The sequence below is a fragment of the Kribbella sandramycini genome (assembly GCF_013131805.1).
In the GTDB taxonomy this organism is placed as follows: Bacteria; Actinomycetota; Actinomycetes; order Propionibacteriales; family Kribbellaceae; genus Kribbella; species Kribbella sandramycini.
Window position 1 is genome coordinate 391448 of the sequence record NZ_JABJRC010000005.1, and the last position, 25131, is coordinate 416578.

The 25131-nt window shown below is 69.6% G+C and carries 25 protein-coding genes; 13 read left to right on the plus strand and 12 right to left on the minus strand.

Annotation, left to right across the window (positions count from 1 at the left end):
* Window positions 1-774: a thiazole synthase gene (locus HPO96_RS22545; protein ID WP_171675624.1), complete on the plus strand. Its 774-nt coding sequence runs from the start codon at window positions 1-3 to the stop codon at window positions 772-774.
* On the opposite strand, the gene HPO96_RS22550 is transcribed toward HPO96_RS22545, so the two are convergent.
* Window positions 771-3053 carry a hypothetical protein gene (locus HPO96_RS22550; RefSeq protein WP_171675626.1) on the minus strand — a complete coding sequence of 761 codons (2283 nt, stop codon included), beginning with the start codon at window positions 3051-3053 and terminating at the stop codon, window positions 771-773. The two genes, HPO96_RS22545 and HPO96_RS22550, sit on opposite strands and share 4 nt — an antisense overlap.
* Before the next feature lie 43 nt (window positions 3054-3096).
* Here HPO96_RS22550 and HPO96_RS22555 point away from each other — a divergent pair, with 43 nt between their 5' ends.
* The gene (locus HPO96_RS22555) at window positions 3097-3492 is read left to right on the plus strand and encodes a RidA family protein (RefSeq protein WP_171675628.1); all 396 of its coding nucleotides are present in this window, start codon (window positions 3097-3099) and stop codon (window positions 3490-3492) included.
* On the opposite strand, the gene HPO96_RS22560 is transcribed toward HPO96_RS22555, so the two are convergent.
* Both HPO96_RS22560 and HPO96_RS22565 read right to left on the minus strand, forming a co-directional pair.
* Window positions 3479-4354 carry a serine hydrolase gene (locus HPO96_RS22560; RefSeq protein WP_171675631.1) on the minus strand — a complete coding sequence of 292 codons (876 nt, stop codon included), beginning with the start codon at window positions 4352-4354 and terminating at the stop codon, window positions 3479-3481. The two genes, HPO96_RS22555 and HPO96_RS22560, sit on opposite strands and share 14 nt — an antisense overlap.
* A complete protein-coding gene (locus tag HPO96_RS22565) occupies window positions 4351-5214 on the minus strand; it encodes a LysR family transcriptional regulator (RefSeq protein ID WP_171675633.1) in 864 nt (287 codons plus the stop codon). Before HPO96_RS22565 ends, HPO96_RS22560 begins: the two co-directional genes overlap by 4 nt.
* Before the next feature lie 124 nt (window positions 5215-5338).
* Here HPO96_RS22565 and HPO96_RS22570 point away from each other — a divergent pair, with 124 nt between their 5' ends.
* Complete coding sequence (locus HPO96_RS22570; RefSeq protein ID WP_337796760.1) at window positions 5339-6274, plus strand: MBL fold metallo-hydrolase; 936 nt, start codon at window positions 5339-5341, stop codon at window positions 6272-6274.
* Window positions 6275-6349: 75 nt separating this feature from the next.
* Here the strand turns inward: HPO96_RS22570 and HPO96_RS22575 are convergent, their stop codons facing one another.
* The gene (locus HPO96_RS22575) at window positions 6350-7132 is read right to left on the minus strand and encodes a GNAT family N-acetyltransferase (RefSeq protein ID WP_171675922.1); all 783 of its coding nucleotides are present in this window, start codon (window positions 7130-7132) and stop codon (window positions 6350-6352) included.
* 74 nt (window positions 7133-7206) lie between these two features.
* Between HPO96_RS22575 and HPO96_RS22580 the strand changes: the two genes are divergently transcribed.
* Entirely contained in the window at window positions 7207-7707 is a 501-nt protein-coding gene (locus HPO96_RS22580; protein WP_337796761.1) for a tetratricopeptide repeat protein, read from the plus strand.
* On the opposite strand, the gene HPO96_RS22585 is transcribed toward HPO96_RS22580, so the two are convergent.
* Together HPO96_RS22585 and nhaA are read right to left on the minus strand one after the other, a co-directional pair.
* Window positions 7704-8135 (minus strand): rhodanese-like domain-containing protein, encoded by a 432-nt coding sequence (locus tag HPO96_RS22585; RefSeq protein WP_171675635.1) that lies wholly within the window; start codon window positions 8133-8135, stop codon window positions 7704-7706. The two genes, HPO96_RS22580 and HPO96_RS22585, sit on opposite strands and share 4 nt — an antisense overlap.
* A gap of 64 nt (window positions 8136-8199) precedes the next feature.
* Window positions 8200-10086, minus strand: coding sequence for a Na+/H+ antiporter NhaA (nhaA, locus tag HPO96_RS22590; protein ID WP_171675637.1), 1887 nt, complete (start codon window positions 10084-10086; stop codon window positions 8200-8202).
* Between the two features lie 94 nt (window positions 10087-10180).
* Between nhaA and HPO96_RS22595 the strand changes: the two genes are divergently transcribed.
* The 9 genes from HPO96_RS22595 to HPO96_RS22635 all read left to right on the plus strand — a co-directional run bounded on the left by HPO96_RS22595 (window position 10181) and on the right by HPO96_RS22635 (window position 17684).
* A complete protein-coding gene (locus HPO96_RS22595; protein ID WP_171675639.1) occupies window positions 10181-10894 on the plus strand; it encodes a GAF and ANTAR domain-containing protein in 714 nt (237 codons plus the stop codon).
* Window positions 10895-10923: 29 nt separating this feature from the next.
* Window positions 10924-11151 (plus strand): hypothetical protein, encoded by a 228-nt coding sequence (locus HPO96_RS22600; protein ID WP_171675641.1) that lies wholly within the window; start codon window positions 10924-10926, stop codon window positions 11149-11151.
* 4 nt (window positions 11152-11155) lie between these two features.
* Window positions 11156-12292 carry an ROK family transcriptional regulator gene (locus tag HPO96_RS22605; RefSeq protein ID WP_171675643.1) on the plus strand — a complete coding sequence of 379 codons (1137 nt, stop codon included), beginning with the start codon at window positions 11156-11158 and terminating at the stop codon, window positions 12290-12292.
* An 81-nt stretch (window positions 12293-12373) separates the two neighbouring features.
* On the plus strand, window positions 12374-12982 hold the full coding sequence (locus HPO96_RS38460; RefSeq protein WP_171675645.1) for a GNAT family N-acetyltransferase: 609 nt from the start codon (window positions 12374-12376) through the stop codon (window positions 12980-12982).
* Between the two features lie 184 nt (window positions 12983-13166).
* On the plus strand, window positions 13167-14306 hold the full coding sequence (gene alr / locus HPO96_RS22615; RefSeq protein ID WP_171675648.1) for an alanine racemase: 1140 nt from the start codon (window positions 13167-13169) through the stop codon (window positions 14304-14306).
* Window positions 14303-15271: a D-alanine--D-alanine ligase family protein gene (locus tag HPO96_RS22620; RefSeq protein ID WP_171675650.1), complete on the plus strand. Its 969-nt coding sequence runs from the start codon at window positions 14303-14305 to the stop codon at window positions 15269-15271. Before alr ends, HPO96_RS22620 begins: the two co-directional genes overlap by 4 nt.
* Complete coding sequence (locus tag HPO96_RS22625) at window positions 15268-15882, plus strand: M15 family metallopeptidase (RefSeq protein WP_171675652.1); 615 nt, start codon at window positions 15268-15270, stop codon at window positions 15880-15882. Before HPO96_RS22620 ends, HPO96_RS22625 begins: the two co-directional genes overlap by 4 nt.
* Window positions 15883-16002: 120 nt before the next feature.
* Window positions 16003-16149 carry a hypothetical protein gene (locus tag HPO96_RS22630; RefSeq protein ID WP_171675654.1) on the plus strand — a complete coding sequence of 49 codons (147 nt, stop codon included), beginning with the start codon at window positions 16003-16005 and terminating at the stop codon, window positions 16147-16149.
* Window positions 16149-17684, plus strand: a complete 1536-nt coding sequence (locus HPO96_RS22635) for a DUF8189 domain-containing protein (protein ID WP_202886268.1) — start codon at window positions 16149-16151, stop codon at window positions 17682-17684. Before HPO96_RS22630 ends, HPO96_RS22635 begins: the two co-directional genes overlap by 1 nt.
* Before the next feature lie 378 nt (window positions 17685-18062).
* Here the strand turns inward: HPO96_RS22635 and fdhD are convergent, their stop codons facing one another.
* Genes fdhD through HPO96_RS22665 form a run of 6 tightly spaced genes read right to left on the minus strand, consistent with a single transcriptional unit; the run spans window position 18063 to window position 25107 of the window.
* Window positions 18063-18887: a formate dehydrogenase accessory sulfurtransferase FdhD gene (fdhD, locus tag HPO96_RS22640; RefSeq protein WP_171675656.1), complete on the minus strand. Its 825-nt coding sequence runs from the start codon at window positions 18885-18887 to the stop codon at window positions 18063-18065.
* Entirely contained in the window at window positions 18875-20119 is a 1245-nt protein-coding gene (locus tag HPO96_RS39690) for a molybdopterin molybdotransferase MoeA (RefSeq protein WP_337796762.1), read from the minus strand. Before HPO96_RS39690 ends, fdhD begins: the two co-directional genes overlap by 13 nt.
* A complete protein-coding gene (locus tag HPO96_RS22650) occupies window positions 20116-20337 on the minus strand; it encodes a formate dehydrogenase subunit delta (RefSeq protein ID WP_171675658.1) in 222 nt (73 codons plus the stop codon). The genes HPO96_RS39690 and HPO96_RS22650 overlap by 4 nt, the downstream gene beginning before the upstream one ends.
* Window positions 20334-23156, minus strand: coding sequence for a formate dehydrogenase subunit alpha (gene fdhF, locus HPO96_RS22655; protein ID WP_171675660.1), 2823 nt, complete (start codon window positions 23154-23156; stop codon window positions 20334-20336). Before fdhF ends, HPO96_RS22650 begins: the two co-directional genes overlap by 4 nt.
* On the minus strand, window positions 23153-24673 hold the full coding sequence (locus HPO96_RS22660) for a formate dehydrogenase beta subunit (RefSeq protein ID WP_171675662.1): 1521 nt from the start codon (window positions 24671-24673) through the stop codon (window positions 23153-23155). Before HPO96_RS22660 ends, fdhF begins: the two co-directional genes overlap by 4 nt.
* Complete coding sequence (locus HPO96_RS22665) at window positions 24670-25107, minus strand: NAD(P)H-dependent oxidoreductase subunit E (RefSeq protein WP_337796763.1); 438 nt, start codon at window positions 25105-25107, stop codon at window positions 24670-24672. The genes HPO96_RS22660 and HPO96_RS22665 overlap by 4 nt, the downstream gene beginning before the upstream one ends.
* Window positions 25108-25131: the final 24 nt, after the last annotated feature.

Sequence of the window (25131 nt, forward strand, 5' to 3'; positions counted from 1 at the left end):
ATGGACGATCCGTTCGAGCTCGGCGGCCGTACGTACAGCTCCCGGCTCATCATGGGCACCGGCGGCTCGGCCAACCTGGAAGTGATGGAGGAGGCGCTCGTTGCCTCCGGCACCCAATTGACCACGGTCGCGATGCGCCGGCTGGGCACGGGGCACGAGGGCTCGGTCCTCGACGTGCTGAAACGCCATGGGATCGAGGTGCTGCCCAACACGGCCGGCTGCCACACTGCCGCCGAGGCCGTGCTGACCGCCCGCCTGGCCCGCGAGGCGCTCGGAACCGACCTGATCAAGGTCGAGGTCGTCGCCGACGACCACCTCCTGCTGCCGGATCCGGTCGAGCTGCTGGACGCCGTCGAGACGCTGGTCGCCGACGGGTTCACCGTCCTCCCGTACACCAACGACGATCCGATCCTGGCCCGCCGCCTCGAGCAGGCGGGATGCGCGGCGGTGATGCCGTTGGCCGCGCCGATCGGCTCCGCCCTCGGCATCCGCAACCCGCACAACCTGTCGCTGATCACCGAGGCCGCGCAGGTCCCGGTGATCGTGGACGCCGGGATCGGTACGGCGAGCGACGCCGCCCTCGCGATGGAGCTCGGCTGCTCGGCCGTCATGCTGGCCACCCCGGTCACCCGGGCCGAGAAGCCGGCCCTGATGGCGGCCGCGATGCGCGACGCCGTCAGCGCCGGTCGCGCGGCCCGCTTGGCCGGTCGCGTCCCACGCCGCTGGCACTCGGGCCTGGCGTCGTCACCGGTCGAAGGACTACCGACGAGTTAGTCGTTGTCACGGATGGTGCCGGTCACCCGCGACGGCGCCACGGCACCATCCGCAGCAGTGATCACCACGGTGAACGTCTCGGCCTGCTCCCGCAGCTTGTCGTCCTTGATCGGTACGACGAACTGCCCGCGCGTCTCCCCCGGCCCGATCTGCGGATACAGCCCGCCCTCGGGGTCCAGGAAGTCCACCCCGAGTTCGGCCGTCCCGCTCCGCAGCTCAGCCGTCAGGTAGGCGCCGCGGTCCGACGGCGCCGACAGCGTCATCGGAAAGACCACCCCGCCACGCCCCTCGGTCCCGACGCCCGGCCCGATCGTCACGGTCGGCATCGGATCGTCGTCCCGCACCAGCCCATCGGCCAGCGACCGCCCGATGATCGCCTCCCGAGCCCCCGACAACACCAGGATGAACCGCTGATCCACCCCGTCGCGCGCGTTCGCCCGCACCGGCACCTTGACCGTCGCCGTCCGCCGCCCCGCCGGAATGGTCACCAGCCCGCGGAACGACCCGACCACGTCGGTCGTGTCCCCCGAAGTCTCCGCCCAGAACGTCACCGGCCGCGCGCTCACCCGCGACAACCGCACCTGGAAGTCCGCCGACCGCGCATCCTCTTCCCGCATGTCGACGTCGGCCACCGTCAACACCGGCAGCTGCCGCGGCCGCCACCGGCTCAGCGCGGGTTTCGAGAATGCCAGATCCGCGAAGTACGCCGTACCTCGCGCGACCCGATCCGTCCGCAGCTCCACCGATCGCACATCGCGCAGATCAACCCCGGTCAACGGCACCCGCACGGTCTGCAACATCACCTTCGGCAGCAGATCCGCGACCTTCCCCGGCAACGGCCGCACCGACACCGGCGTACTGACCGCACGCCCACGCCCGTCCACCAAGCGCACCGAGAACGAAGTCGGCGCTTCTGTTGCCACTCGCAACGAAAGCGTCGAGTACCGGCGGACGTCGCGGCGCCCAGCCGGCAGATCGAAGCGCAGCCGACCATCCTTCCCGGTCCAGCTCAGCGAGGTCACCCGCGTAGTCGGCGCAGTCTCCGTCGGCGGGATCACCGCCCAATGCGGCGTCCGCCCGTACCCGTCCCGCACACAGTCCTGCGCGCAGAGCCGCCGCCGAACCGCACCACTCAGTACGCCGCTCGCGGTATCCATCCGGGCGACGTCGTACCGATCCGGCGACTGCGCGACCACCGAGACCACCGCCCGGCCGGCCGAACGAGCCCGCGCACCGGAGCCGTCGAGCAACGGCAACAACGCCCGCTCGCCACCGAGTTCGAGCCGGAAGAACCCAGCAATATAAGCCCTTCCCGCAGCCTCCTGCTCGACCGCGGAGAGTCGTTGCTTCGAGCCCTTACCGCAGGGATCGCCGGTCGCCGTCCAGTCGTCCTGGGACGGCGCGACCGACCGGCCGGGTGTCCACTCGGTGTTGAAGAAGTTGTGGTTGGCCCCCATGATCAGCACGGTCGAACGCGCGGCCGGGTCGCGGGTCATCGAGTACTGCGAATCGTCGTAGTACCGCTGCCCGAACAGGTCGCTCACGTCACCGTCGCAGTACGGCAGGATCACGCTGAGCGCGACTCCAGGCAGGTTCGGCCGCAGGAAGTTCCCCGGCGCGAGCGGCAATACCGCGCGAATCCCGAACGGCTCGCCCAGTGCGGCGTTCAGCTGCGCCGCCCGCGCAACGCCCTCGCCACCGCGCGAATGCCCCATCAGCCCGACCCGCTGCAGGTCGACCCGGCCGACATACGCCCGGCCGAACGGACCGCCGCCGGACGTCGACCAGCGCTGCCACAGCCGCAGATGCGCGAGCACGAGCTCCGCCCGCGCGAGCGAGCCGGTCAGCTGGGTGTCGAAGTCCGCGACGTTGATCGCGTTCGCACTGATCGAGACGACCTGATAGCCATGGCTGGCCAGCACCTTCGCGGGTGCGTCGTACCCGCGATAGCTCGGGGTCGGCTTGGCGCCCTTCGGGCACGGCCAAGCGATGTCCTCGTCCGTCCCGTAACACGTCGTGTGAATCCCGTGCAGGAACAGCACCAACGGACGCCGCCCGGAGTCGCCGACCGGTGTGTAGACCCGGCCGACCAGCTCGCTCTTGATCTTGAACGCCGGGATGTCGACCACCCGGTCGCCCAGGTTGTACTCACTGACAGCGACGCCGTACTTGCCCGGCGCGCCCGGATCGACCGGCAGAAAAGCCGCGGCCCCCGCCGGCGTCGCCGCCAAACCGCTGGCCAGCATCACCAGCGCGAGAAAACCCCTACGGATCCACACTCCAGCGAGCCTAGGCTGCGAAGGGTCAACCGAAGGAGGCTGAATGAGCAAGCTCGAGTACCCGCGACCGGACGGCGTTGCCCCCGGCAATGGTTACAGCCATGTCGTCACCGGCGCGGGCCAATGGGTGGCGATCGCGGGGCAGGTCGCCCTCGACGCCGACGGCGTTCTCGTCGGTGCGGGTGACGCGGAGGCGCAGACGCGTCAGGTGTTCGCCAACCTGGATGCGGCGCTCAAGGCCGCCGGAGCGACCTGGTCGGACGTGGTGAAGCTGAACTACTACATGACCGACCTCGGCGCGCTGCCCGCCATCCGGCTGGTGCGCGACGAGTACGTCGACACCGCCAACCCGCCGGCCAGTACGGCGGTGCAGGTCGTCGGACTGTTCCGGCCGGATGCCATCGTCGAGATCGAGGCGTACGCCGTTATCGACGTCTGAGCCGATTGACCGCGAGCTGCGCGGCGGCGCCGATGGTGGCGTCGGCGCGCGGCTGGCGGAAGTCGGCCCGGGCGGTCAGGGTGAAGATCGCGATCGCGTAGGCGTCGCCGCCGGGCATCGTGACGACGCCGACCTCGTGCCGGAGCGAGCCGAAGGTGCCGGTCTTACCGGCGACGCCGATCGTGTCGTGCGGGAAGCCCGAGGCCAACCGGTGCTGGAAGAGCTGCCGGTGCATGGTCGCCTTCACAAAGGCAGTCTGGGCGTCCGACAGCAGCGCGCCGGTCCAGAGTTGCCGTAGCAGCAGGGTCATGTCCCGGGTTGACGATGCCGATGCGTTGGCAGCTTCGTAGACGCCGTCCGGGGTGGTCCGGTCGTTGTCGGCCAGCAGGGCGAGGGCGTCGTCAGCGTTGTCGAGGCCGGTACGCCGTTGCAGGTCACGCAGGTTGTCCGCAGTCCCCCGGCGGACCCAAGTCCGTTGCAAGCCGAAGGATTCGAGCAACGCGGCCAATCGCTGCAGCCCAACCACGTTCAGCAGAGCGTCGGCGGCCGCGTTGTCGGAGACCGTCATCATCGACACGGCCAGATCACGCAGTGACATCGTCACCGGGTCTGCGAGGAGCGAGACGCCGGTCGGGCCGGCCGTCCGGGACGCCGGATCGAGTGTGAGCCGCTCCCGCGGATCGAGGACTCCGTCGTCGACCAGCCGACAGAACGCGGTCAGTAGCGGCAGTTTGTAGACCGATGCCATCGGTACGACGGCGTCGGAGTCCAGCTCGATCGTCGCGTCCGGCCGGTCGATCGCGACCGCATGCAGCCAGCCGCGGACGCCGGCGTCGTCGAAGACAGCTCGGAAGGCGTTCATGACAGCGCCTCGGTGAGTTGGCCCATCACATCGGCGGGGCGCGCGAACGGCGTCCGGGTGCGCGACCAGACGAGCCGCAGCCGGGTCGGTAGTGGATCGCCGGTCAGACGGCGCCGTCCGACGCCGGGAGCAGCCAACAGCGGGTCTGCGGTCACCAGGATCGCTTGACCCGCCGCAGCCATCGCGAGCGCGGCTCTGTCGTCGGTGACCACTACTGTGCCGCCGTCGGGCCGGTGTAGCGCCAGAGTGTCCAGAAAGAGGTCTCGCGCCGCGGGGGCCTCGGCCCGCGGGCGTACGGCGATCGGTAGGCCACCTAGGTCCGACAGGGCCGACTCGCCGTCACCGTCGCCGGGCACCAGCGCCCAGGTCGGTAGTAGGCGCACTGGGCCGGCCTCCAGCCCGTCCAGCACCGCTGGGTGCAGTACGACGGCCAGCGTGAGCCGGCCCGCTGAAACCTGGCTGACGAGGGAGGAGGTCGGGCCGGAGACGACGGTGACTCTGGAGCCTGGGAGCGCCGTACCGCAGGCCGCTGCGATCGCTGCACCGGCGGCGGGTGGCACCTCTGGCGCCAGGCCGAGCCGGATCTCTGGGCCTTCGCCGTCGCGGGCGACCGCGGCCTGGCGGAACTCGTCGATCGAGCCCAGGGCGCGGCGGGCGAACGGGAGCAGGGCGGCGCCGGCGGCGGTCAGCTCGACGCCGCCCGAGCCGCGTTCGAAGAGTTTCGCGCCGATCAGGGCCTCCAGGCGGCGCAGGCCCTGGGAGAGCGGTGGCTGGGTGATGCCGACGACGCGGGCGGCGTCGCCGAAGTGTTGTTCCTCGGCGAGCGCGACGAAGATCTGCAGGTGCCGCTCAGTCAGCATGATGCCGCTGACCTGCGGTGATAGCTGCAGCAACTTGCCTCATGCTCCAGAGCATATTCGACATACAGTCGAACGCTCGCTTTCACTGGAGGCTCCGAACGCCGAGCTGTGAGGAGACGGGCAAGTGAGTGTGAGTCGACGAGGGATGCTGGCGGGCGCGGCGGCGGCAGGTGCGGCCGCGGTCGGCGCGGGGGCGATCCGGCAGTCAACTGCCGCGGAGGCGCCCAAAGCAGCGACCAAGCAGACGAGAGAGCCGGTCGAGTTCACTTGGCTCGGGACGCATGCGTGGCAGATCCGCTGCGGCAAGCACATCGTGCTGACCGACCCCTGGCTGACCCGATTCAAGACCGGGACCTTCTCGCCGGAGGGCGTGAACCCGAAGGCCAAGCTGGTGATCGACCGCGCGGTCATCGACCGGCACCTGAGCACCGCCGACGCGATCCTGGTCCACCACGGCCACTACGACCACATGGCCGACGTCCCGTACGTCGCCGCGAAGACCGACGCGACCGTGATCGGCACCCAGACGCACGTCAACCAGCTCAAGGCGATGCGGACGCCGGCCGAGCTGATGTCACCGGTCCGCGGCGGTGAGTACTTCGACTTCGGCGGGTTCACGATCGAGGTCTTCCCGTCGCTGCACTCGTGCGGCGGCAAGCGGCACAACTACGTCTGGCCCGGCTATCACCTCGACGGCATCCCGCCACGGCCGCGCGTGATCGAGGATCTCGTCGAGGGCGGCACGCTCGCCTACGTGATCACGATCGGCGGCCTGCGCATCCTCAGCCTGAGTACGGCGAACTTCGACCCGAACGCGCTGCGCGGCCTCGAGGTGGACGTCGTCTTCGTCGCCCCCGGCGGCGAACCGGGGATCACCGACCGGCTGTTCGAGACGATCCGCCCGGTCGAGACCGCCCTGGCCACGCACTGGGACGACTTCGACAAACCCCTCGGCGAGCCGAGCGTCCCCTGGACCGACCTGACCCCGCTCCGCACTTCCGTCGAGCAGAGCGGCGCCAAGTTCGTCGTCCTCGATCACCTGGAGAAGATCACGCTGTAGCGCGTACGGACCAACGGGTAATAGTCGCCCGAGCCGGGCGACGCTGAGCGCGGCAGCCGGCCCTGGGGCCGACTTCTACCCGTTCGTCGGTCCGACGAGAGTGCGGTAGTGGTAGCGGGAGACGGTGCTGAAGCCGAGGCGCTCGTAGAGGGCCAGTGCCGGGGCGTTGTCGGCGAGCACGCTGAGGAAGACCTGGTCGAAACCGCGGTTTGTTGCCTCGTGCAACAAGCCGTGGATGACGGCCTGGGCCAGACCGCGACGGCGGTACGCCGGGTCGACCGCGATGCAGTAGAGCCCCGACCAGCCGGTGGCGTCGACCTCGAAGGCGCCGCCGTCGACGAGCGCGAGCCGGCCGATCGCGGCGATCCGGCCGTCGATCCGGAGATCGGCGTACAACGCGGAGCCGCCGACCAGGATCTGCCGGGCGGTCGCCTGCTCGGCGGCGCCGCCGTGCCCGTCGGTCTGCCACCACGCCGCCATCCAGGCCTCGTCGGGCACGGTCGAAATATTCACTGCGGCATCCGGCGCCGAGAGGTTCGCGAGCACCGCCGCGATCGCGGCGGACTGGACCAGCGTCGGATTCTTCGACTGGTAGCCGCGGGCCGCGAGCTGATCGTCCAGGTCGGCCGGCTGGGCCGCCGGGCTGATCTGGAACGACGGCGTGATGCCCTGCGCCTGGTACAGCGTTTCCACGTAGTCCAAGGCTTTGCCGAGATCGTACGGCGCGCCGGCAGGGAGCACCGAGTTCGCCCGGAGGGTGATACCGGCCGTTCGTCGGATCAGCCAGCCGTCGAGTTCGGTGCTGTGCACGGCAGGCCAGCCCCGGTTCATCAGGTGGTCGATCCCAGCGGTGGTCATCACCTCCACGAGCCTAGAACCGCCCGGATCGAATTGCAACAGATTGAATACTTATGCACTCGTAGGATATCCAGGTGACCACTGAGCTGACCCCCGACCTGGTGGCGACGATCGAGGCGGCGTTCAGCCGGCGCGACCGCGCGAACATGCAGCCGACGATCGACTTCTTCGAAGCGCTGCTCCGCGAGCACCCGGACAACCCGTACGTGCTCTACGAGGTCGGCGGCTCGTACGACACCGACGGTCAGGAGGAGAAGGCCGTCGGGTACTACGAGCGCGCTCTGCCCGGCCTGTCCGGCGAGACCAAGCGCAGGTGCCTGTTGCAGTACGGCAGCACCCTGCGCAACCTCGATCGGTTCGACGAGTCCCTCGCCGTCTTCAAGCAGGCCTGCGCCGAGTTCCCCGAGTCGGATTCGCTGCGGGTCTTCAAAGCCCTGACCCTGCACGCCGCCGACCACAAGGACAAGGCGCTCGCCACGCTGCTGCTGATCATCGCGGATCGCCTGGAGACCCCGGAGATCAAGCGCTACGAGGCCGCCATCCGCGGCAACGCGGAATACCTGGCCGGGCTCTAGCAGGCACAGGCGATCCCGAGCGGGACTGTCAGCGGGTCGGACTGCCGCCGCTCGATCCCGGCGGCGGTCTCGACCGGCAGACCCTCCCGTGCCCAGTACTCGAAGCCGCCGATCATCTCCTTGACCGGATACCCCAACCGCGCGAACTCCAGCGCCGCCCGGGTCGCGCCGTTGCACCCCGGCCCCCAGCAGTACGTCACCACCCGCACGCCGGCCGGGACGACGTCCGCCGCCCGCGCCGCAATCTCCCGCGTCGGCAGATGAACCGCACCGGGCACGTGTCCCTGATCCCAGCTCTCCTGGCTCCGGCTGTCGATCAGCACCCACCCCGGCGTACCGGCGCCGATCTCGGCCGCCACATCGGATACGTCGGTCTCGAAGGCCAACCGCCCGGCGAAGTGGGCGACGGCTGCGCTCTGTTCGGTCATACCCTCAGCATCGAAGACCACCGCCAGGCTGAGAAGTGGCAGAAAAGACCCTCTACCTCAAAATTCAGCCATAGCGCTGGTCGATCTTCGCCCGGGCCCGCGCGACCTTGATCGCCTGTTTGAGCGTCTCGACGTCGTACGCGCCGTAATGCCGGCGGCCGTTGATGAAGAACGTCGGCGTCCCGGACACCCCGCTCAGATCGGCCGACTCGACGTCCCGCGCGACGCGCGCCGCGGCGACGTGCCGCTTCACCTCGTCGTGGATCCGGTCGTCGTCGAGGCCGAGCTGTTGGGAGTAGCCCATCAGATCCCGCGGCTGCAGGTTGTCCTGGTTCGCCAGCAGCAGGTCGTGCATCTCCCAGAACGCGCCCTGCGCGTGCGCGGCCTCGGCGACCTCGGCCGCGATCTGCGCCCGCGGATGGACGTCGGACAGCGGCAGATGCCGCCACACGTACCGCAGGTCGTCATCGGTCAGCAGATCCCGGACGACGGACTCCGCGATCCCGCAGTACGGGCACTCGAAATCGCCGTACTCGACCAGGGTCACGGTCGCGCTCTCCGGGCCCCGGACGTGGTCGATCTCCGGGTCGACCGGATCGACCAGGTCGATCAACTCGTCCGCGCGCCCGAGCAGCGCGAGCGCCTTCCGCGGCGGGCTGAGCAGTTTGACCGCACGGAAGATCGCCCAGGTCGCCGCGGACGACACGACGACCGCCGAGAGCAACCCGATCTTCGCCTCGGCCAGCGCCGGCCCCTCGAACGCGATCGTTGCGATCAGCAACGAGACGGTGAAGCCGATGCCGGCGATGGTGCCGCTGCCGGCCACCGCCGCCCAGCCGACCTGCGGCCCGTAGCGGCCACGGGAGAACCGGTCGAGCAACCAGGAGACCAGCGTGACCGCGAGCGGTTTGCCGACGACGTAACCGATCAGGATGCCGAGCGTGACCGGCGAGGTGAAGGCCCGGCCGAGGAAGGCCGCGTCGATCGTCACGCCCGCGTTGGCCAGGCCGAAGAGCGGGACGATCAGGTACGACGTCCAGGGGTGGTAGAGGAACTGGAGCCGCTCGTTCGGCGAGATCGTGGCCGTCAGCCCGACCGTCGCCGAGCGCGCCAGCTCGGGCGTCGGCTGCTCGCGGAAGACCCGGAACAGCCCGCTCGCCTGCTCCAGCTCCTCGCGACCAGGCGAGTACGCCGGGGCCGTCAGCCCGATCGCGAGACCGGCGACGACCGGATCGACGCCGCTGGTGAGCAACGCGGCCCAGGTGATCACGCCGAGCACGACGTACACCCAGGGTTTGCGGACGCGCAGCAGCGAGAGCGCGAGGACGACGCCGAACGCGATCAGCGCGATCGCCAGCGGCATGAACTTGATGTTCTCGCTGTAGACGACCGCGATCACGACCAGCGCCAGCAGGTCGTCGACGACGAACACGGTGAGCAGGAAGACGCGGACCCGATCCGGGACGCCGCGGCCGACCAGCGCGAGCAAGCCGAGTGCGAGCGCGGTGTCGGTCGACATCGCGACACCCCAGCCGTGCGCAGTCTCCGTCCCGGCGTTGAAAGCCAGGTAGATCAGGATCGGCGCGGCCATCCCGGAGACGCCGGCGAGCACCGGGAGCACGAACCGGCTCCGGTCGCGCAGGTCGCCGAGGTCGAACTCGCGACGCGCCTCCAGGCCGACCACCAGGAAGAACAGCGTCATCAGCCCGCTGTTGATCCACTCGCGCAGCTCCAGGCCGAACTCGCGGTGGTTGAACGCGAAGGAGAGCTCGGTGCGCCAGAAATCGTCGTACGACGCCGGGGCCAGATTCGCCCACAGCAGCGCGAGCAGGATGGCCGCCGCGAGGACTCCGGAGCTACCGGCCTCGGTGCGTAGGAAGGAGCGCATCGGCGCCGCGAACTCCCGCCGCCAATTCGTCCGGCCGCTCGGCAAGGCCGGGAAGTCCGCCATATTTGCAACCCTACTGCCGCGAGCCAGGGTCGAGGCTGCATGATGTCTCCTGCGGACCGCCCCGGCCCGGGGTGTGCCCAAGCACTTGAGACCGATGGAGCCCCCGTTGACCGAGCAGGATCTCGCCGCGGCGTCGGCGGATGCGTTTGCCCGGCTGGCGATCGAGATGCACGACGCCCCCGGCGTCGAGGAGACGATCGATGCCGTGGTGCAGTTCGCCCTCCAGGCATTGAGCTGTACGTACGCCGGTGTCGCGCTGTACACGCGCGGTGGCAGCCCGGAGATCGCCGCGGTGACCGATCCGGTCGTCGCGGACGTCTACGGCCTGCAGATCACCAATGACGAGGGTCCGCTCGTCACCGCCTTGCGGGATCGGACGACGATCCTGATCCGGGACACCGATTCCGACGGTCGCTGGCCGGACTGGGCGACCAAGGTCGCCCAGCTCGGCGTCCGCAGCAGCCTCGACGTCCCGCTCGCGACCGGTGACGCGGCGCGCCTGACGGTCGGCGTCCTGGGCCTCTACAGCCCGCAGCCGGACGCCTTCACCGAGGACGACGAGGCGGTCGCCCACATCCTCGCCCGGCACGCGTCGGTCGCGCTGGCCGCGGCCCGGCACGAGGAGACGATGGCGCAGGCGGTCGACGCCCGCAAGCTGGTCGGCCAGGCGATGGGCATCCTGATGGAGCGGTTCGACGTCGACGGCGACCGCGCCTTCGCGATCCTGAAGCGCTACTCCCAGGACACCAACACCAAACTCCGCGACGTCGCCCAGCAGCTGATCGACACCCGCAAGCTTCCGCACTGAGACCCCGGCCAGGTGGGATGCTCGGCCTGATGAGCATCGAACTGGAGTGGGTGGCGCGGCGGCTGCGGACGGACATCATCCGGCTGCGGATCGCCACCGGGCTGCTGATCTGCACCGGGCTGGTGATGCTGTTCGTGATCTCGCACCCGATGCCCGGCCTGCTGGTGATGCTGTGCGCGCTCTTCGCGCTCGCCGCGGCCAGCAGCCGCGCAACCCGGCTCCGGCGGCTGGAACGCAGGATCAAAGATCTAAGCTGACCAAATGGGGAGTTGGCGACCGCTGGAAGGGCCTTCCCAGCAGGTTGCGCTGGAGATCCTGCTGGACGGACCGCTGTCGCGCGCTGAGCTCTCGCGGCGAGTGGGGTTGTCCCCGGGGAGCCTGACCCGGTTGACCAAGCCGATGGTCGAGTCCGGGCTGCTGGTCGAGGTGGACGTCGAGACGCCGGACGCCCGGGTCGGCCGGCCGTCGCAGCCGCTCGACCTGGATCCGGCTGCCCACCACTTCGTCGGCATCAAGCTCACCGGCGACACCGCGATCGGCGTCCTGACCACGCTGCGGGCCGAGGTGATCGCGAGTGTCGAACGGCCGTTGATCGATCACACGCCGTCCGAGGTGGCCACGTTGGTCCTTGAACTGACCGATGAGCTGGCCGCCCAAGCGCCTGGGCCGTTGAGCGGGCTCGGCGTCACGCTCGGCGGCCGGGTGGCGAACGGCTCGGAGGTCCGCTGGGGCCCGTATCTGGACTGGGTCGACGTCCCGCTCGGCGAGCTGCTTGCCGCCGGCACCGGTACGCCGGTCGTGGTCGCGAACGACCTGAACGCGCTGACCGAGGCCACCCACTGGTTCGGCGCGGGCCGGGGCACCGACCGGTTTGCGCTGATCACGATCGGCGCCGGGGTCGGCTACGGCCTGGTCGTCCACAACCGGACCGTCGAGAGCCCGGACACCAGCATCGGCCTGATCGGCCACCATCCGCTCGTCCCGAACGGCCCACGCTGCGACCGTGGACACCGCGGCTGCGCGATGAGCCTGCTCACGGTCGGCGCGATCACCGGCCGGATCGGCGCCGCGCTCGGCCGGCCGGTCGACTACGAGGAGTGCCTCGACCTGGCCGCGAAGGGCGATCCCGCGGCCCAGCCCGTGATCAGCGAGGCCGGTCGCGCGCTCGGCCGACTCATCGCCGCCGCCGCGAACTTCACCATGCCCGAGCTCGTCGTCCTCGGCGGCGAGGGCGTCCGGCTGGCCGAGGTCGCCCGGGCCGAGCTGCTCGCCGGTCTGCACGCCGACCGGCATCCGTCCGGCGTCGAACTGCCGATGGTGCTCCAGCCCGCCGACTTCACCGAATGGGCCCGCGGAGCGGCCGTGGTCGCCATTCAGACCTTCGTCCTGGGGACCTGAGCGCGAAATACACTCCCGGCCATGGAGCTGGTGAGGCGTTGGATCGCAGGTTGGCGGCTGTGTCGAGGACTCGAACCCCCAGTGGAGTACGCCGAGGCGACCTTCGCCCAGATCAACGCGCCTAGCCGGGAACGCGAGCTGTTCGCCTCCTCCGCGGACTACGTCGAGCGCCTGGCGCCGCTTGCCACCGAGACGACCTGGCTCACCGTCACAACGACTGCGCAGGATGCCGCGGCCGTCGCCGAGCAGTTCAGCGCCGTCGGGTTGCAGCCGTTCGACGAGCTGAAGACGCTGATGACCCGGCCGCTCGCAGGCCATCCGGTCGCGACCGCGCCGCCGGCGTACGACGTCCTCGTCGTCGACGAGGGCCCGCTGATCTATGTGCATGTGCACGCCGCGGACGGCAGCATCGCCGCTCACGGGATGGCCGCCGTGGTCGGCACGGATGTGGTCATGCACGATATCGAGACCGAAGCGACCCACCGGCGGCGCGGCCTCGGCCGGGTCGTGATGGGCGCCTTGGTCCAGCGTGGGGTCGAGCGCGGCGCCGAGCACGGCCTGCTGATGGCCACCGAGGTCGGCACGCACCTGTACCGCGCGCTGGGCTGGTCGACCGAAGCGATCCTGGTCACCGCCACCGGCCCGACTCCGGCTCGCGCCGAACTGACGGAGACTCTCAGTAGTATCTGACTACTCGAAGTAGCGGATTTGTCTCAGCGGCCGAGCCCGGCGAAGGTGTTGGGGGCGAACGGTGAACCATGAGTGGGAGCTCGGCGTCAGATCAGAGGTACGACCCAGGTCGTACGCAAGATCTCCGCAACATCCGTCCGCGATCCGATGCAGTTGATGGTTGCCAGCTACAACAATGAGGAACATGAACGTGGTCCAGGCCCGGCAGCGTCCGGCGCCGGTGGGTATCGCCGGCCTCTCCGAGGCGGTGATCGACCTGTCGGCGATCCGTGACAACGTGCGGACGTTCCGTCGGCTGGCCCCGCGGCAGGATGTCCTCGCGGTCGTGAAGGCCGACGCGTTCGGGCACGGCGCCGTCCCGGTGGCCCGGGCCGCGATCGAGGCGGGCGCGACCTGGCTGGGCGTGGCCCGGGCCGACGAGGCGCTGCAGCTGCGCGCCGCCGGTCTGACCGCCCCGCTGTTGACCTGGCTGTACGACGCCGCTGAGCTGATGCTGCTCGGCGACATGGATGTCGACGTGAGTGTCTCCACCGTCGCCGAACTGCAGCAGGTAGCCTCCGTACCCGCCGTGAAATATGTCCACCTGAAACTGGACACCGGTCTGCACCGGGCCGGCAGCACCCCCGACCAGTGGATCGAACTCACCCGGGCCGCGGCGCGCCACGAGGCTCTCGGCACGCTCGTGGTCCGGGGAATCTGGTCGCATCTGTCGCACGGCGACGCTCCCGACGCCGTCCAGAGCCGGAAGCAGTTGCAGCTGCTCCGGACCGGGGTGTTGCTGGCCCGGCGCGCAGGCCTGATGCCGAGCGTGCTGCACCTGGCCAACTCGGCCGGCGCGATCACCCTCGACGCCCCCGAGATGGACCTGATCCGGATCGGCGCCGGGCTGTACGGCATCGACGAGACCGGGATCGGCCTGCGGCCCGCGATGCGGCTGATGAGCAAGGCCGCCCAGGTCCGCCGGATCCGGGCCGGTGAAGGCGTCTCGTACGGGCACGACTTCGTCGCCGAGCGCGACACCACCGTGCTGCTGGTCCCGATCGGGTACGCCGACGGGATTCCGCGGGTCACCGCCGGGCAGGCTAGTGTGCTGTGCCGCGGGGTCCGGATGCCTGTCGTCGGCCGGATCGCGATGGACCAGTTCGTGGTCGACGCGGGTGCCGTCGCGGTCGACGCCGGCGAACCGGTGACCATTTTCGGCGACGGCTCGCAGGGTGAGCCCACCGCCAAGGAGTGGGCCGACTGGGCCGGCACCATCCCGCATGACATCTACTGCGGTATCGGCACCCGGGTGCCGCGCCGCTATCAGGAGGCAACTCGATGAAGGTCGCGGTCGTCATGGGCGGCGCCAGCCCCGAGCACGACGTGTCACTGGCCAGCGGCCGCGGGATCGCGGATGCGGTGACCGAGCTCGGGCACACCGCTGTACCGCTCGTCCTCGACCGCAGCGACGAGTGGGCCGACGGCCTGCACGAGACCATCGACATCCTCCGTTCGGTCGACGTCGTGCTGATCGGTCTGCACGGCGAGGGCGGTGAGGACGGCCGCCTCCAGGGCTTCCTCGAGCAGCTCAAGGTCCCGTACGTCGGCAGCGGCGTCACCGCCAGCGCGGTCGGCCTCGACAAGAACCTGACCAAGGCCGTGCTGAGCGCGCACGGCATCCCGGTGACGCCCGGCGTCCGCCTGTTCGGCGCCGAGACGCGGGACGCCGAGGGCGCGCTGCAGAAGCTCAAGGCCGCGGACGTCGACTTCCCGGTCTTCGTGAAGCCGGCCAACGGCGGCTCCAGCTTCGGCGTGGGCCGCGCGACCGACCTGGCCTCGCTGGGCGCGGCGATCACCGCCGCCGCCGAGCTCGACCCGCAGGTCCTGGTCGAGAAGGAGATGATCGGCCGTGAGGTCGACCTCGCCGTCCTGCAGTTCCCCGACGGCCGGGTCGAGGTCGGGCCGGCGCTGGAGATCATCTCCGACCCGTCCCAGCCGTTCTTCAACGCGACCGCGAAGTACGACGCCGAGAGCGCGACCCAGTTCCTGATCCCGGCGCCGCTCGAGCCCGAGCTGACCGAGCAGCTGAAGCGGACGGCGCTGGAGGTTTTCGAGATCCTGGGCTGCGCCGGCCTGGCCCGGATCGACTTCTTCCTGCCCGCGGACGGCGGCCCGGTGGTCAACGAGATCAACACGCTGCCCGGGTTCACGCCGGCCTCGCAGTTCCCGCGGATGTGGGCCGCGAACGGCTACTCGTACGCCGACATCATCGGAGTGCTGATCGACACCGCGGTGGCCCAGCGGTGACAGTGCTGATCAGCGACGAGCGGATCACCCGGATCGGCGTCGTCGAGAGCGGTGAGCCGCTGGTCGACCTGGCGACCCGCGGCCTGTCCGCGACCGGGACGCAGTACGCCCGGGAGGGTGTCGTCGAGCGGCTCGCGATCGCAGACGCGTTCCTGCCGTCCGGCATCCGGCTGCACGTCGTCGAGGGGTTGCGGCCGCTGGAGTCGCAGCGCGCGATCTACGACGGGTACTGCGCCGAGCTGCGCATGCTGAACCCGGGGATGCCTGAGGCCGAGGTCCGGACGCTGGCCAGCCGATTCGTCTCGCCGATCGAGGTCGCACCGCATGTCGCGGGCGCCGCGGTGGACCTGACGCTGGTCGGCGCGAGCGGCCCGCTCGACCTGGGTACCGAGATCGACGCCACCCCTGAGCAGAGCGACGGCGCGTGCTTCTTCGCGGCCGCCAACATCACCCGCGAGGCCCGGGACAACCGTGAGCTGCTCGCCGACGTCCTCAGCTCGGCCGGCCTGGTGAACTACCCCACCGAGTGGTGGCACTGGTCGTTCGGCGACCGCTACTGGGCCTTCAGCGAGGAGCGCCCGCACGCGATCTACGGCCCTGCCACGCTGTAGCCGCGGACACAAGCCTTTCGTCACCGGCAGTATCGGTCGTTCCACCTGAATTGCATCGATTGCCGCGGCCATGAGTGCCTGGTGCCATTTCTCCACCGACCGCCATCGTTGGAGGACCCCATGACCCTGCCCCGGTTGTCCCGTCGTCGTGTTCTGCTCAGCATTCCCGCCGTGGCGCTCGCCGCCCAAATCGGCCTGCCGGCGGCCCCGGCTGAGGCCTTGAAGAAGGCGCCCGACTGTCTGGCCGACCTCATCGGCGCTTCCTGATGGCGAGTATCCCCTGGCTCGCCGACGTCCTGCGAGCTGCCGGTCTTCAGGTTGTCGAGGAGGGTAACTGGAAGGCCCGGGGCGTGGCCGGGTCGTTCAATCCGATCGGCGTCCTGTGGCATCACACCGCCGGTCTGTCGAGTGCGACCAACCCGCATCCGTCGCTCGGCATCTGCATCAACGGCCGGCCCGACCTGCAGGGCCCGCTGTGCCAGGCGCTGGTCGACTACCACGGCGTCTTCCACATCATCTCCGCGAACCGCGCCAACCACGCCGGCTCGGCGGTCGCGAGCGGCTCGATCCCGGCCGGTGACGGCAACACGATGCTGATCGGCTGGGAGATCGACTACGCCGGCGACCAGTCCAAGATCGGCATCGTGCAGGAGATGACTCCGGCCCAGTACGACGCGTCGCTGCGCGCGACCGTCGCCGTCCTGCAGCAGCTCGGCAAGGACGCGAGCTACGTGCGCGGTCATCGGGAGACGAAACCCCGCGACAAGATCGACCCGTCGTTCATCGATCTGGACGTGATGCGGGCCGACGTGACGGCGCTGCTGAACGGGAATGCCGGCCAGGCCTATCGGTACCGCGATCAGCAACGGGTCGCCGCGGTCGGCGCCGGCGGCACCCTGGTCAGCATGATGTGGTCGCCGTCGACCGACAAACTGGTGCAGGACTGGGGTTCGAGCGGCCTGGTCGGCAAGCCGGTCGGCTTCGTGCACAACGGCCAGCAACATGTGTTTGCCCGCGGCAACAACAACACCGTGCGGCACTGGTGGCAGGCCGGCACCGGCAACCCGGTGCTCGACACCTGGGGAACCGAGGGCCGGGTGCTGTCGAACCCGACCGGGTTCGCGTACCGCAATCAGCAGCACCTGTTCTACCGCAACCCGGACGGCAATCTGGAGCACAAGTTCTGGGACCAGGGGACGAACCAGATCACGACCGGGGTGTGGGCGGGCGGGCCGTTCGTCGGGAATCCGTTCGCGCTCGTCCATCGCGATCAGCAACACATCTTCGGGCGCGGGCCGAACGGCGAGCTCAAGCACTGGTGGTGGGCGCCCGGGCAGAACCCGGCCCACGACAACTGGGGTGTGTCGTCGGGGGTGGCTTCGGATCCGACCGGGTTCAGCAACGGGTCGCAGGCGCACGTGTTCTTCCGGAACGGCGACGGCCAGCTGCAGCACCGGTTCTCGCTGTCCAACGGGCAGGTGCTCGGTGACGTCTGGACCGGCGGCCCGTTCGTCGGGAACCCGCATGCGATCGCGCACAAGACCCAGCAACACGTCTTCGCCCGGAAGGCGAACGGCGATCTGATCCACTTCTACTGGTCGCCGACCGTCGATCCGCCGCGGGCCGACAACTGGGGCGCCGTCGGCGTCGTGACCGATGACCCGATCGGCCTGTCCACACCCGATGCGCATCACGTCTTCTACCGCATCGCCAACGGATCGCTCGAACACCGCTTCACGATCGACGCGACGAACCAGCTCGTCACCGACAACTGGGGCGGATCGCTCGCCCCCTCCACCTGATCCCCCTCGTCCCTCCCCACACCCCCGCCACCCACTCACCGGCCGCCCCTCACCTTCGCCAAGCCCGCCCCCGGCGTTTGCTGGGCCCACCCACCAGACGGCGGGTGGGCAAACCGCAGGCGACTGGCCAACCCACCACACCCTGGGCCCACCCACGAAACGCGACACCAAGCCGCCACCCCGTTCACACCACATCCACCCGTTGCTGGGCCCACCCACCAGACGGCGGGTGGGCAAACCGCAGGCAACTGGCCAACCACCACGCCCTGGGCCCACCCACGAAATGCGACACCGAGCCGCCCGACCTCGGTCATGCCACATCCACCCGTTGCTGGGCCCGCCCACCAAATGTGCGATGTCGGGTGGCCGTCAGGGTCGTCAGCTCGTGATGCGGTGCTGGTGGGTGTAGAGGTTCATCGAGCCGTTGCGGATGAATCCGGCGAGCGTTAGGCCGGATTCGTCCGCGAGGTCGGCGGCGAGTGAGCTGGGGGCGGAGACCGCGCCCAGCACCGGGATGCCGGCCATGACGGCCTTCTGGACGAGCTCGAAGGAGGCCCGGCCGGAGACGATCAGAATCAGGCCGGTGGCCGGGATGCGGTTCGCGAGCAGCGCCCAGCCGATGACCTTGTCGACTGCGTTGTGCCGGCCGACGTCCTCGCGGACGACGAGTAGCTCGCCGTTCGGGGTGAAGAGGCCGGCGGCGTGCAGGCCGCCGGTGCGGTCGAAGACCTGCTGGCGTTTGCGGAGCGCGTCGGGAAGCTCAGCGAGGACGCCGAAGCGGAGCCGGACGTCGTCGTCCGCCGGGGAGTACCTGGTCTTCAGCCGGACGGCGTCCAGGGATGCCTTGCCGCAGACTCCGCAGGACGAGGTGGTGTAGAAGTTGCGCTCGACGCCGGTCACGGGTGGCGGGACGCCGGGGGCCAGACCGAGGTCGAGGACGTTGTAGGTGTTGCGGCCTTCGTCGTCACGGGAATCGCAGTACCGGGCGTCGCGGATGTCGTCGACGCTGCCGATCACGCCTTCGGTGTGCAGGAAGCCGTGGGCGAGCTCGACGTCGTGGCCCGGGGTACGCATCGTGACCGCGAGCGGTTTGCCGTCGACCCTTATTTCCAGGGGTTCTTCGACGGCGAGCGAGTCAGGGCGGGTGCGATCGCCGTCCGGCCCGATCCGGACGACGGGACGGCGGGCGATCAGCCGGCCCACGGTCGCGCTCCTGGGTCGAGTGGGAGCAGCCGCGCGGCGATCGCCTGGGCCGGGCCGGGATCGACCACTGCCAACGCGTCCGCGGCTGCTGCGCCTCTCAGCATCGCGGAGCCGGCGTGGCCGACCGGTACGGCGCCTTGGTCGGTGACGCGAACGGGCACGAGCCTGGTGCTGTGCGGATGGCAGTCGATGCCTCCTGGGATCGGAGCGATCGGTAGCCGGGCGAGCGGCAGCCCTCTGCGGCCGGTGATCGCCGCGACGCCGAGCGTCAGAAAGGCGGTCAGCGCGGCGAACGGGTTACCTGGCAGGCCGATCACGAGCCGATCGTCCTGGAGCCGAGCCAACGCCTGCGGGTGCCCTGGCCGACAAGCCACGCCGTCCACCAGCAGTTCTGCTGCCAACTCATTCAGCACCGGCCGCAGATGATCGGCGGGCCCAGCTGCCGACGACCCCGACACGAAAACCACCTGCGCCGAACTCCCCGCAATCGCCTCCCGCAGCGCAGCTCGCGAATCCGCCAACTGCTGCACAACGCCCAGCTCTGCCCCTGCCCGGGTCACCAACTCGGGCATCATCGGCCCGATCGCATCCCGCACCCGCCCGACGCCAGAACTTCCCCGCTGCACCAGCTCGTCCCCAGTCACCAGCACATCCACCACCGGCCGCGGCACGACCACCAGCCGGCTGAGCCCCAACGAGGCCGCCAGCCCGACCACGGGCCCATCCACCACGACTCCGGTCGGCAGCACCACCTCTCCGGCCCGGCACTCTTCGCCAGCCCGCCGGATGTGCCGCCCGACCACCACACTTCCCCGAACCCACTCGCCGTCCCGCAGTACGTCCTCTTCCCGCACGACCCCGGTAGCCCCAGCAGGCACCGCGGCGCCGGTAGTAATCCCGTACGCCTCTCCGTCGACCAACCCACGCACGCTGGGGGAAGCCACTCCAACCTCCCCCACAACGCGCCAAGGGCCAACCCCACACACCGCATACCCGTCCATGGCTGCCCGATCAACCGGCGGCACCGGCGCCGTGGCCACCAACGGCCCGGCCAACACACACCCCACGGCATCCTGCAACCCGACGGAAACCCCAGCTCCCACCCGAGCTACCAGATGCGCCACCCGTCGAGCCGAATCCCAAGATGCCGCACCCGTGACCTGCCGCCGGCCGTGCACCGCCGGCGCACTCACCTGGCCATCCCGCACTCCACCAGCGCCCTCGTGTGTCACTTGGCTGCTGCTAGGTGCTGGGCGGCCAGGGCGGCTACTGGGTCGAGGTCTTGGGCTCCGGCTTGCATGTGGGCGATGAGGGCGTTCTTCATCCGGGGATCCCACACGGTCTTCATATGGGTGGCGATGGCAGTAGCCGCTTCAGCGGGTGGGCGGTGCGCGAACTGCGCGGCGATCTCGTTGGCGAGGCGAACGTGCGGTGGGAGAGATGAGCTCATCGGGTGCCGCCGGTGACGAGCGCTTCCTGGGTTGCGGCGTGCGCGGCCGGCTCGGCGAGGAGATCCACCTGGACGGCGGTCACCTTGTACTCGGGGCAGTTGGTGGCCCAGTCGGAGTTGTCCGTGGTGATGACATTGGCTCCGGTGACGGGGTGGTGGAAGGTGGTGTAGCAGACGCCGACCGGGATCCGGTCGGAGAGCTTGGCGTGCAGGGTGGTGCGGCCGACGCGGCTGCTGAGGGCGACGGTGTCGCCGTCCTCGATACCGCGGACCTCGGCGTCGTGCGGGTGGAGCTCGAGGATGTCCTCGGGGTGCCAGGCGACGTTCGCCGTCCGCCGCGTCTGGGCGCCGACGTTGTACTGCGACAGGATCCGCCCGGTGGTCAGGATCAACGGGTACTTCCGCGTCGACCGCTCACTCGTCGGCACGTAGACCGTCTCCATGAACCGGCCCTTGCCGCGAGTGAACTCCTCCTCGTGCATGATCGGCGTCCCGTCCGGGTGCTCGACGTTACACGGCCACTGGATCGACCCGGCCTCGTCGAGCGCCTTGAACGACACCCCCATGAACGTCGGCGTGGTGAGCGCGATCTCGTCCATGATCTGCGCCGCCGAGTCGTAGTGCATCGGGTAGCCCATCGCCTGCGCGATCTCGCAGATGATCTCCCACTCCTGTTTCCCGGTCTGCGGCGCCATCACCGGCCGGACCCGGTTGATCCGCCGCTCCGCGTTGGTGAACGTCCCGTCCTTCTCCAGGAACGATGTCCCCGGCAACAACACGTGCGCGAACTTCGCGGTCTCGTTGACGAACAGGTCCTGGACGACGAGCAGCTCCAGCGCCCCGAGCGCAGCGAACACGTGCTGGGTGTTCGGATCCGACTGGGCGATGTCCTCGCCCTGGACGAACAACGCCCGGAACGATCCGTCGATCGCGGCGTCGAACATGTTCGGGATCCGCAACCCGGGCTCGTTGAGCAACGGCGTCCCCCACAGCTGCTCGTACACCTCGCGGACGCCGTCGTCCGACACGTGCCGGTAGCCCGGCAGTTCGTGCGGGAACGACCCCATGTCACATGAGCCCTGCACGTTGTTCTGCCCACGCAGCGGATTGACGCCGACCCCGCGCCGGCCGATGTTCCCGGTGGCCATGGCCAGGTTGGCCATCCCCATCACCATCGTCGAGCCCTGACTGTGCTCGGTGACGCCGAGGCCGTAGTAGATCGCGCCGTTGCCGCCGGTCGCATACAGGCGGGCCGCCGCGCGGATCTTCTCCGCCGACACCCCGGTCAACTCGTCGACCGCCTCGGGCGCGTGCTCCGGCCGGGCGATGAACTCCTCCCAGGCCTCGAAGTCCTCACACCGGCTCGCCACGAACTCGCGGTCGACGAGCCCCTCCGTGACGACGACGTGCGCGATCGCGTTGATGATCGCGACGTTCGTCCCGGGCCGCAGCTCCAGGTGGTAGGCGGCCTCGATATGCGGCGAGCGGACCAGGTCCGTCCGCCGCGGGTCGATCACGATCAGCTTGGCGCCCTTGCGGATCCGCTGTTTCATCCGCGATCCGAAGACCGGGTGCGCATCGGTCGGGTTCGCGCCGATCACCAGGATCACATCGGCCTCGTCGACCGACTTGAAGTCCTGGGTGCCGGCCGACTCACCGAACGTCTGCTTCAAGCCGTACCCGGTCGGCGAGTGGCAGACCCGCGCACAGGTGTCGACGTTGTTGTTCCCGAACACGGCCCGGACCATCTTCTGAACCGTGTACACCTCTTCGTTCGTCGTCCGCGACGAGGTGATCGCGCCGATCGAGCCCTGCCCGTACTGCGCCTGGATCTCGCGCAACCGCCGTGCGGTGAAGGAGATCGCCTCCTCCCAGGACACCTTGCGCCACTCGTCGGCGATCGAGTCGCGGACCATCGGCTCGAGCACCCGGTCCGGGTGACTCGCGTACCCGAACGCGAAGCGGCCCTTCACACACGAGTGCCCCTCGTTGGCACCGCCGTTCTTGTACGGCACCATCCGGACCAGCTCGTCACCACGCAGCTCGGCCTTGAACGAGCAACCGACACCGCAGTACGCACAGGTCGTGATGACGGATCGCGTCGGCATCCCCAGCTCGATGACCGACTTCTCCTGCAGCGTCGCCGTCGGACAGGCCTGCACACACGCACCGCACGACACACAGTCGGACTCGAAGAACGAAACCCCAGCACCGGCCGCGACCTTCGAGTCGAACCCGCGGCCCTCGATCGTCAGCGCCAGCGTGCCTTGGACCTCGTCGCAGGCCCGGACGCAGCGCGAGCAGGCGATACATTTCGACGCCTCGAAATCGAAGTACGGGTTGGACGAGTCGGTCGGCGCGGCCATGTGGTTCGCACCGGCGTCCACACCCGATCCGTAGCGGACCTCGCGCAGACCGGTGACGCCGGCCATGTCCTGCAGCTCGCAGTCGCCGTTGGCCGAGCAGGTCAGACAGTCGAGCGGGTGGTCGGAGATGTAGAGCTCCATCACGCCGCGGCGCAGCTTGCCGAGTTTCTCGTTCTGCGTCCGGACGTTCATCCCCGGTGCGACCGGCGTCGTACAGGACGCCGGGGTCCCGCGCATGCCGTCGATCTCGACGATGCACAACCGGCACGACCCGAACGCCTCCAGGTTGTCGGTCGCACACAGCTTCGGCACGTCGACGCCCGCGTGCTTCGCGGCCCGCATCACCGATGTCCCCGGCGGCACCTGGACGGCGACGCCGTCCACCGTCAGCTCGATCGTCGCCTCGCCGGGGCGGGCCGGCGTCCCGAAGTCAGGTTCCTTGAGCAGGGTCATTTCGCGAAGTCCTCTCCGAAGTGGCGGACCGCGCTGCGGACGGGGAGCGGTGTCAGCCCGCCCATCGCACACAGGGATCCGTCGGTCATCAGGTCGCACAGGTCGTCGAGGACGACGAGGTTCTGCTTCCGGTTGTCACCGGCAACTATCCGGTCGATCGTCTCGACCCCGCGGACGGCGCCGACCCGGCACGGCGTGCACTTGCCGCACGACTCCGCGGCGCAGAACTCGAACGCGAACCGGGCCATCGACGCCATGTCGACGGTGTCGTCGAAGATCACGATGCCGCCGTGCCCGACCATCGCGCCGGCCGCGGCGAACGCCTCGTAGTCCATCGGGAGGTCGAACTGGTCGACCGGGAGATACGCGCCGAGCGGGCCGCCGACCTGGACGGCGCGGACCGGCCGGCCGGACGACGTCCCGCCGCCGAAGTCGTTGACCAGCTCGCCCAGCGTGATGCCGAACGCCGTCTCGACGATGCCACCGCGGGCGACGTTCCCGCCGAGCTGGAAGACGCTGGTGCCGAGCGACCGGCCGGTGCCGTAGGCGGCATACGCCTCGGGGCCGTCCTTCAGGATGATCGGGACAGTGGCCAGCGACAACACGTTGTTGACAACGGTCGGGCGGCCGAAAAGCCCTTGCAGGGCGGGGATCGGGGGTTTGGCGCGGACCATGCCGCGCTTCCCTTCGAGGCTCTCCAGCATCGAGGTCTCCTCGCCGCAGATGTACGCGCCGGCGCCGACCCGGACGTACAGGTCGAAGCTGAAACCGGAGCCGAGGACGTCGGCGCCCAGCCAGCCCGCCTCCCGGGCGAGGTCGATCGCGGCCCTGAGCGTGGCCACCGCATCCGGGTACTCCGAGCGGAGGTACACATACCCCTCGGACGCACCCACGGCGTACGCCGCGATCGTCATCCCCTCGATCAGCGTGAACGGGTCACCCTCGATCAGCATCCGGTCCGCGAACGTGCCGGAGTCGCCCTCATCCGCGTTACAGCACACGAACTTCAGCTCGGACTCGGCCCCCAGCACCGTCCGCCACTTGATCCCGGTCGGAAACCCGGCGCCGCCACGCCCACGCAACCCCGACCCCACCACACTCTCCACCACGTCCCCCGGCGTCATCGCGAGCGCCTTGCGCAAGCCCGCCAACCCGCCGTGCGCCACGTAGTCCTCAATCGACAGCGGATCAGTCACCCCGACCCGAGCAAACGTCAACCGCTGCTGCCGCTGCATCCACGGCAGCTCCTCAGTAACCCCCAGATACGCACCCAGATCGGTCGACCCAGCAAGCAGCCCACCAGCCACCAGCCCGTCCACGTCCTCCGGCGCAACCGGCCCATAAGCAACCCGCCCCGCCGCAGTCTCAACCTCAACCAACGGCTCCAACCACAACATCCCCCGAGACCCGTTCCGCACCACGGTCACGTCAGGTGCGAGGGACGTGATCCGCTCCGCAACCTCGTCCGCGCCTACCGAACGCGCCGCAGAATCCCTGGACACGAAGACTTTGGTCATCGGGCTTCTCCCAGCAACGCGTCGAGGCGGGTGGGGGTTACTCGGCCGTGCAGGCGGTCGCCTACTTGGACCGCGGGGCCGAGGGCACAGTTGCCGAAGCAGAAGATCTCTTCGAGGGTGATGCGCTGGTCGGGGGTGGTTTCGCCGAAGGCGCAGCCGAGGGCGGCGCGGGCGTGGTCGGCGAGGGCCACGGCGCCGACGGAGCGGCAGGCTTCGGCTTGGCAGATGGCGACGGTGGTGCGGCCGGCGGGGGCTCGGCGGAAGTCCTTGTAGAAGGTGACGACGCCGTGCACTTCGGCGACCGACAGGTTGAGGACGTCGGCGATCACGGCCACATCGGGCTGATCGACGTACCCCAGCTCGTGCTGGACGGCGTGCAGGATCGGCAGTAACGCGCCTCGGAGCCCACGGCGTTCAGTGGCTATCTCGCGCACCCGCTGGGCACGTCCAGGTACTGG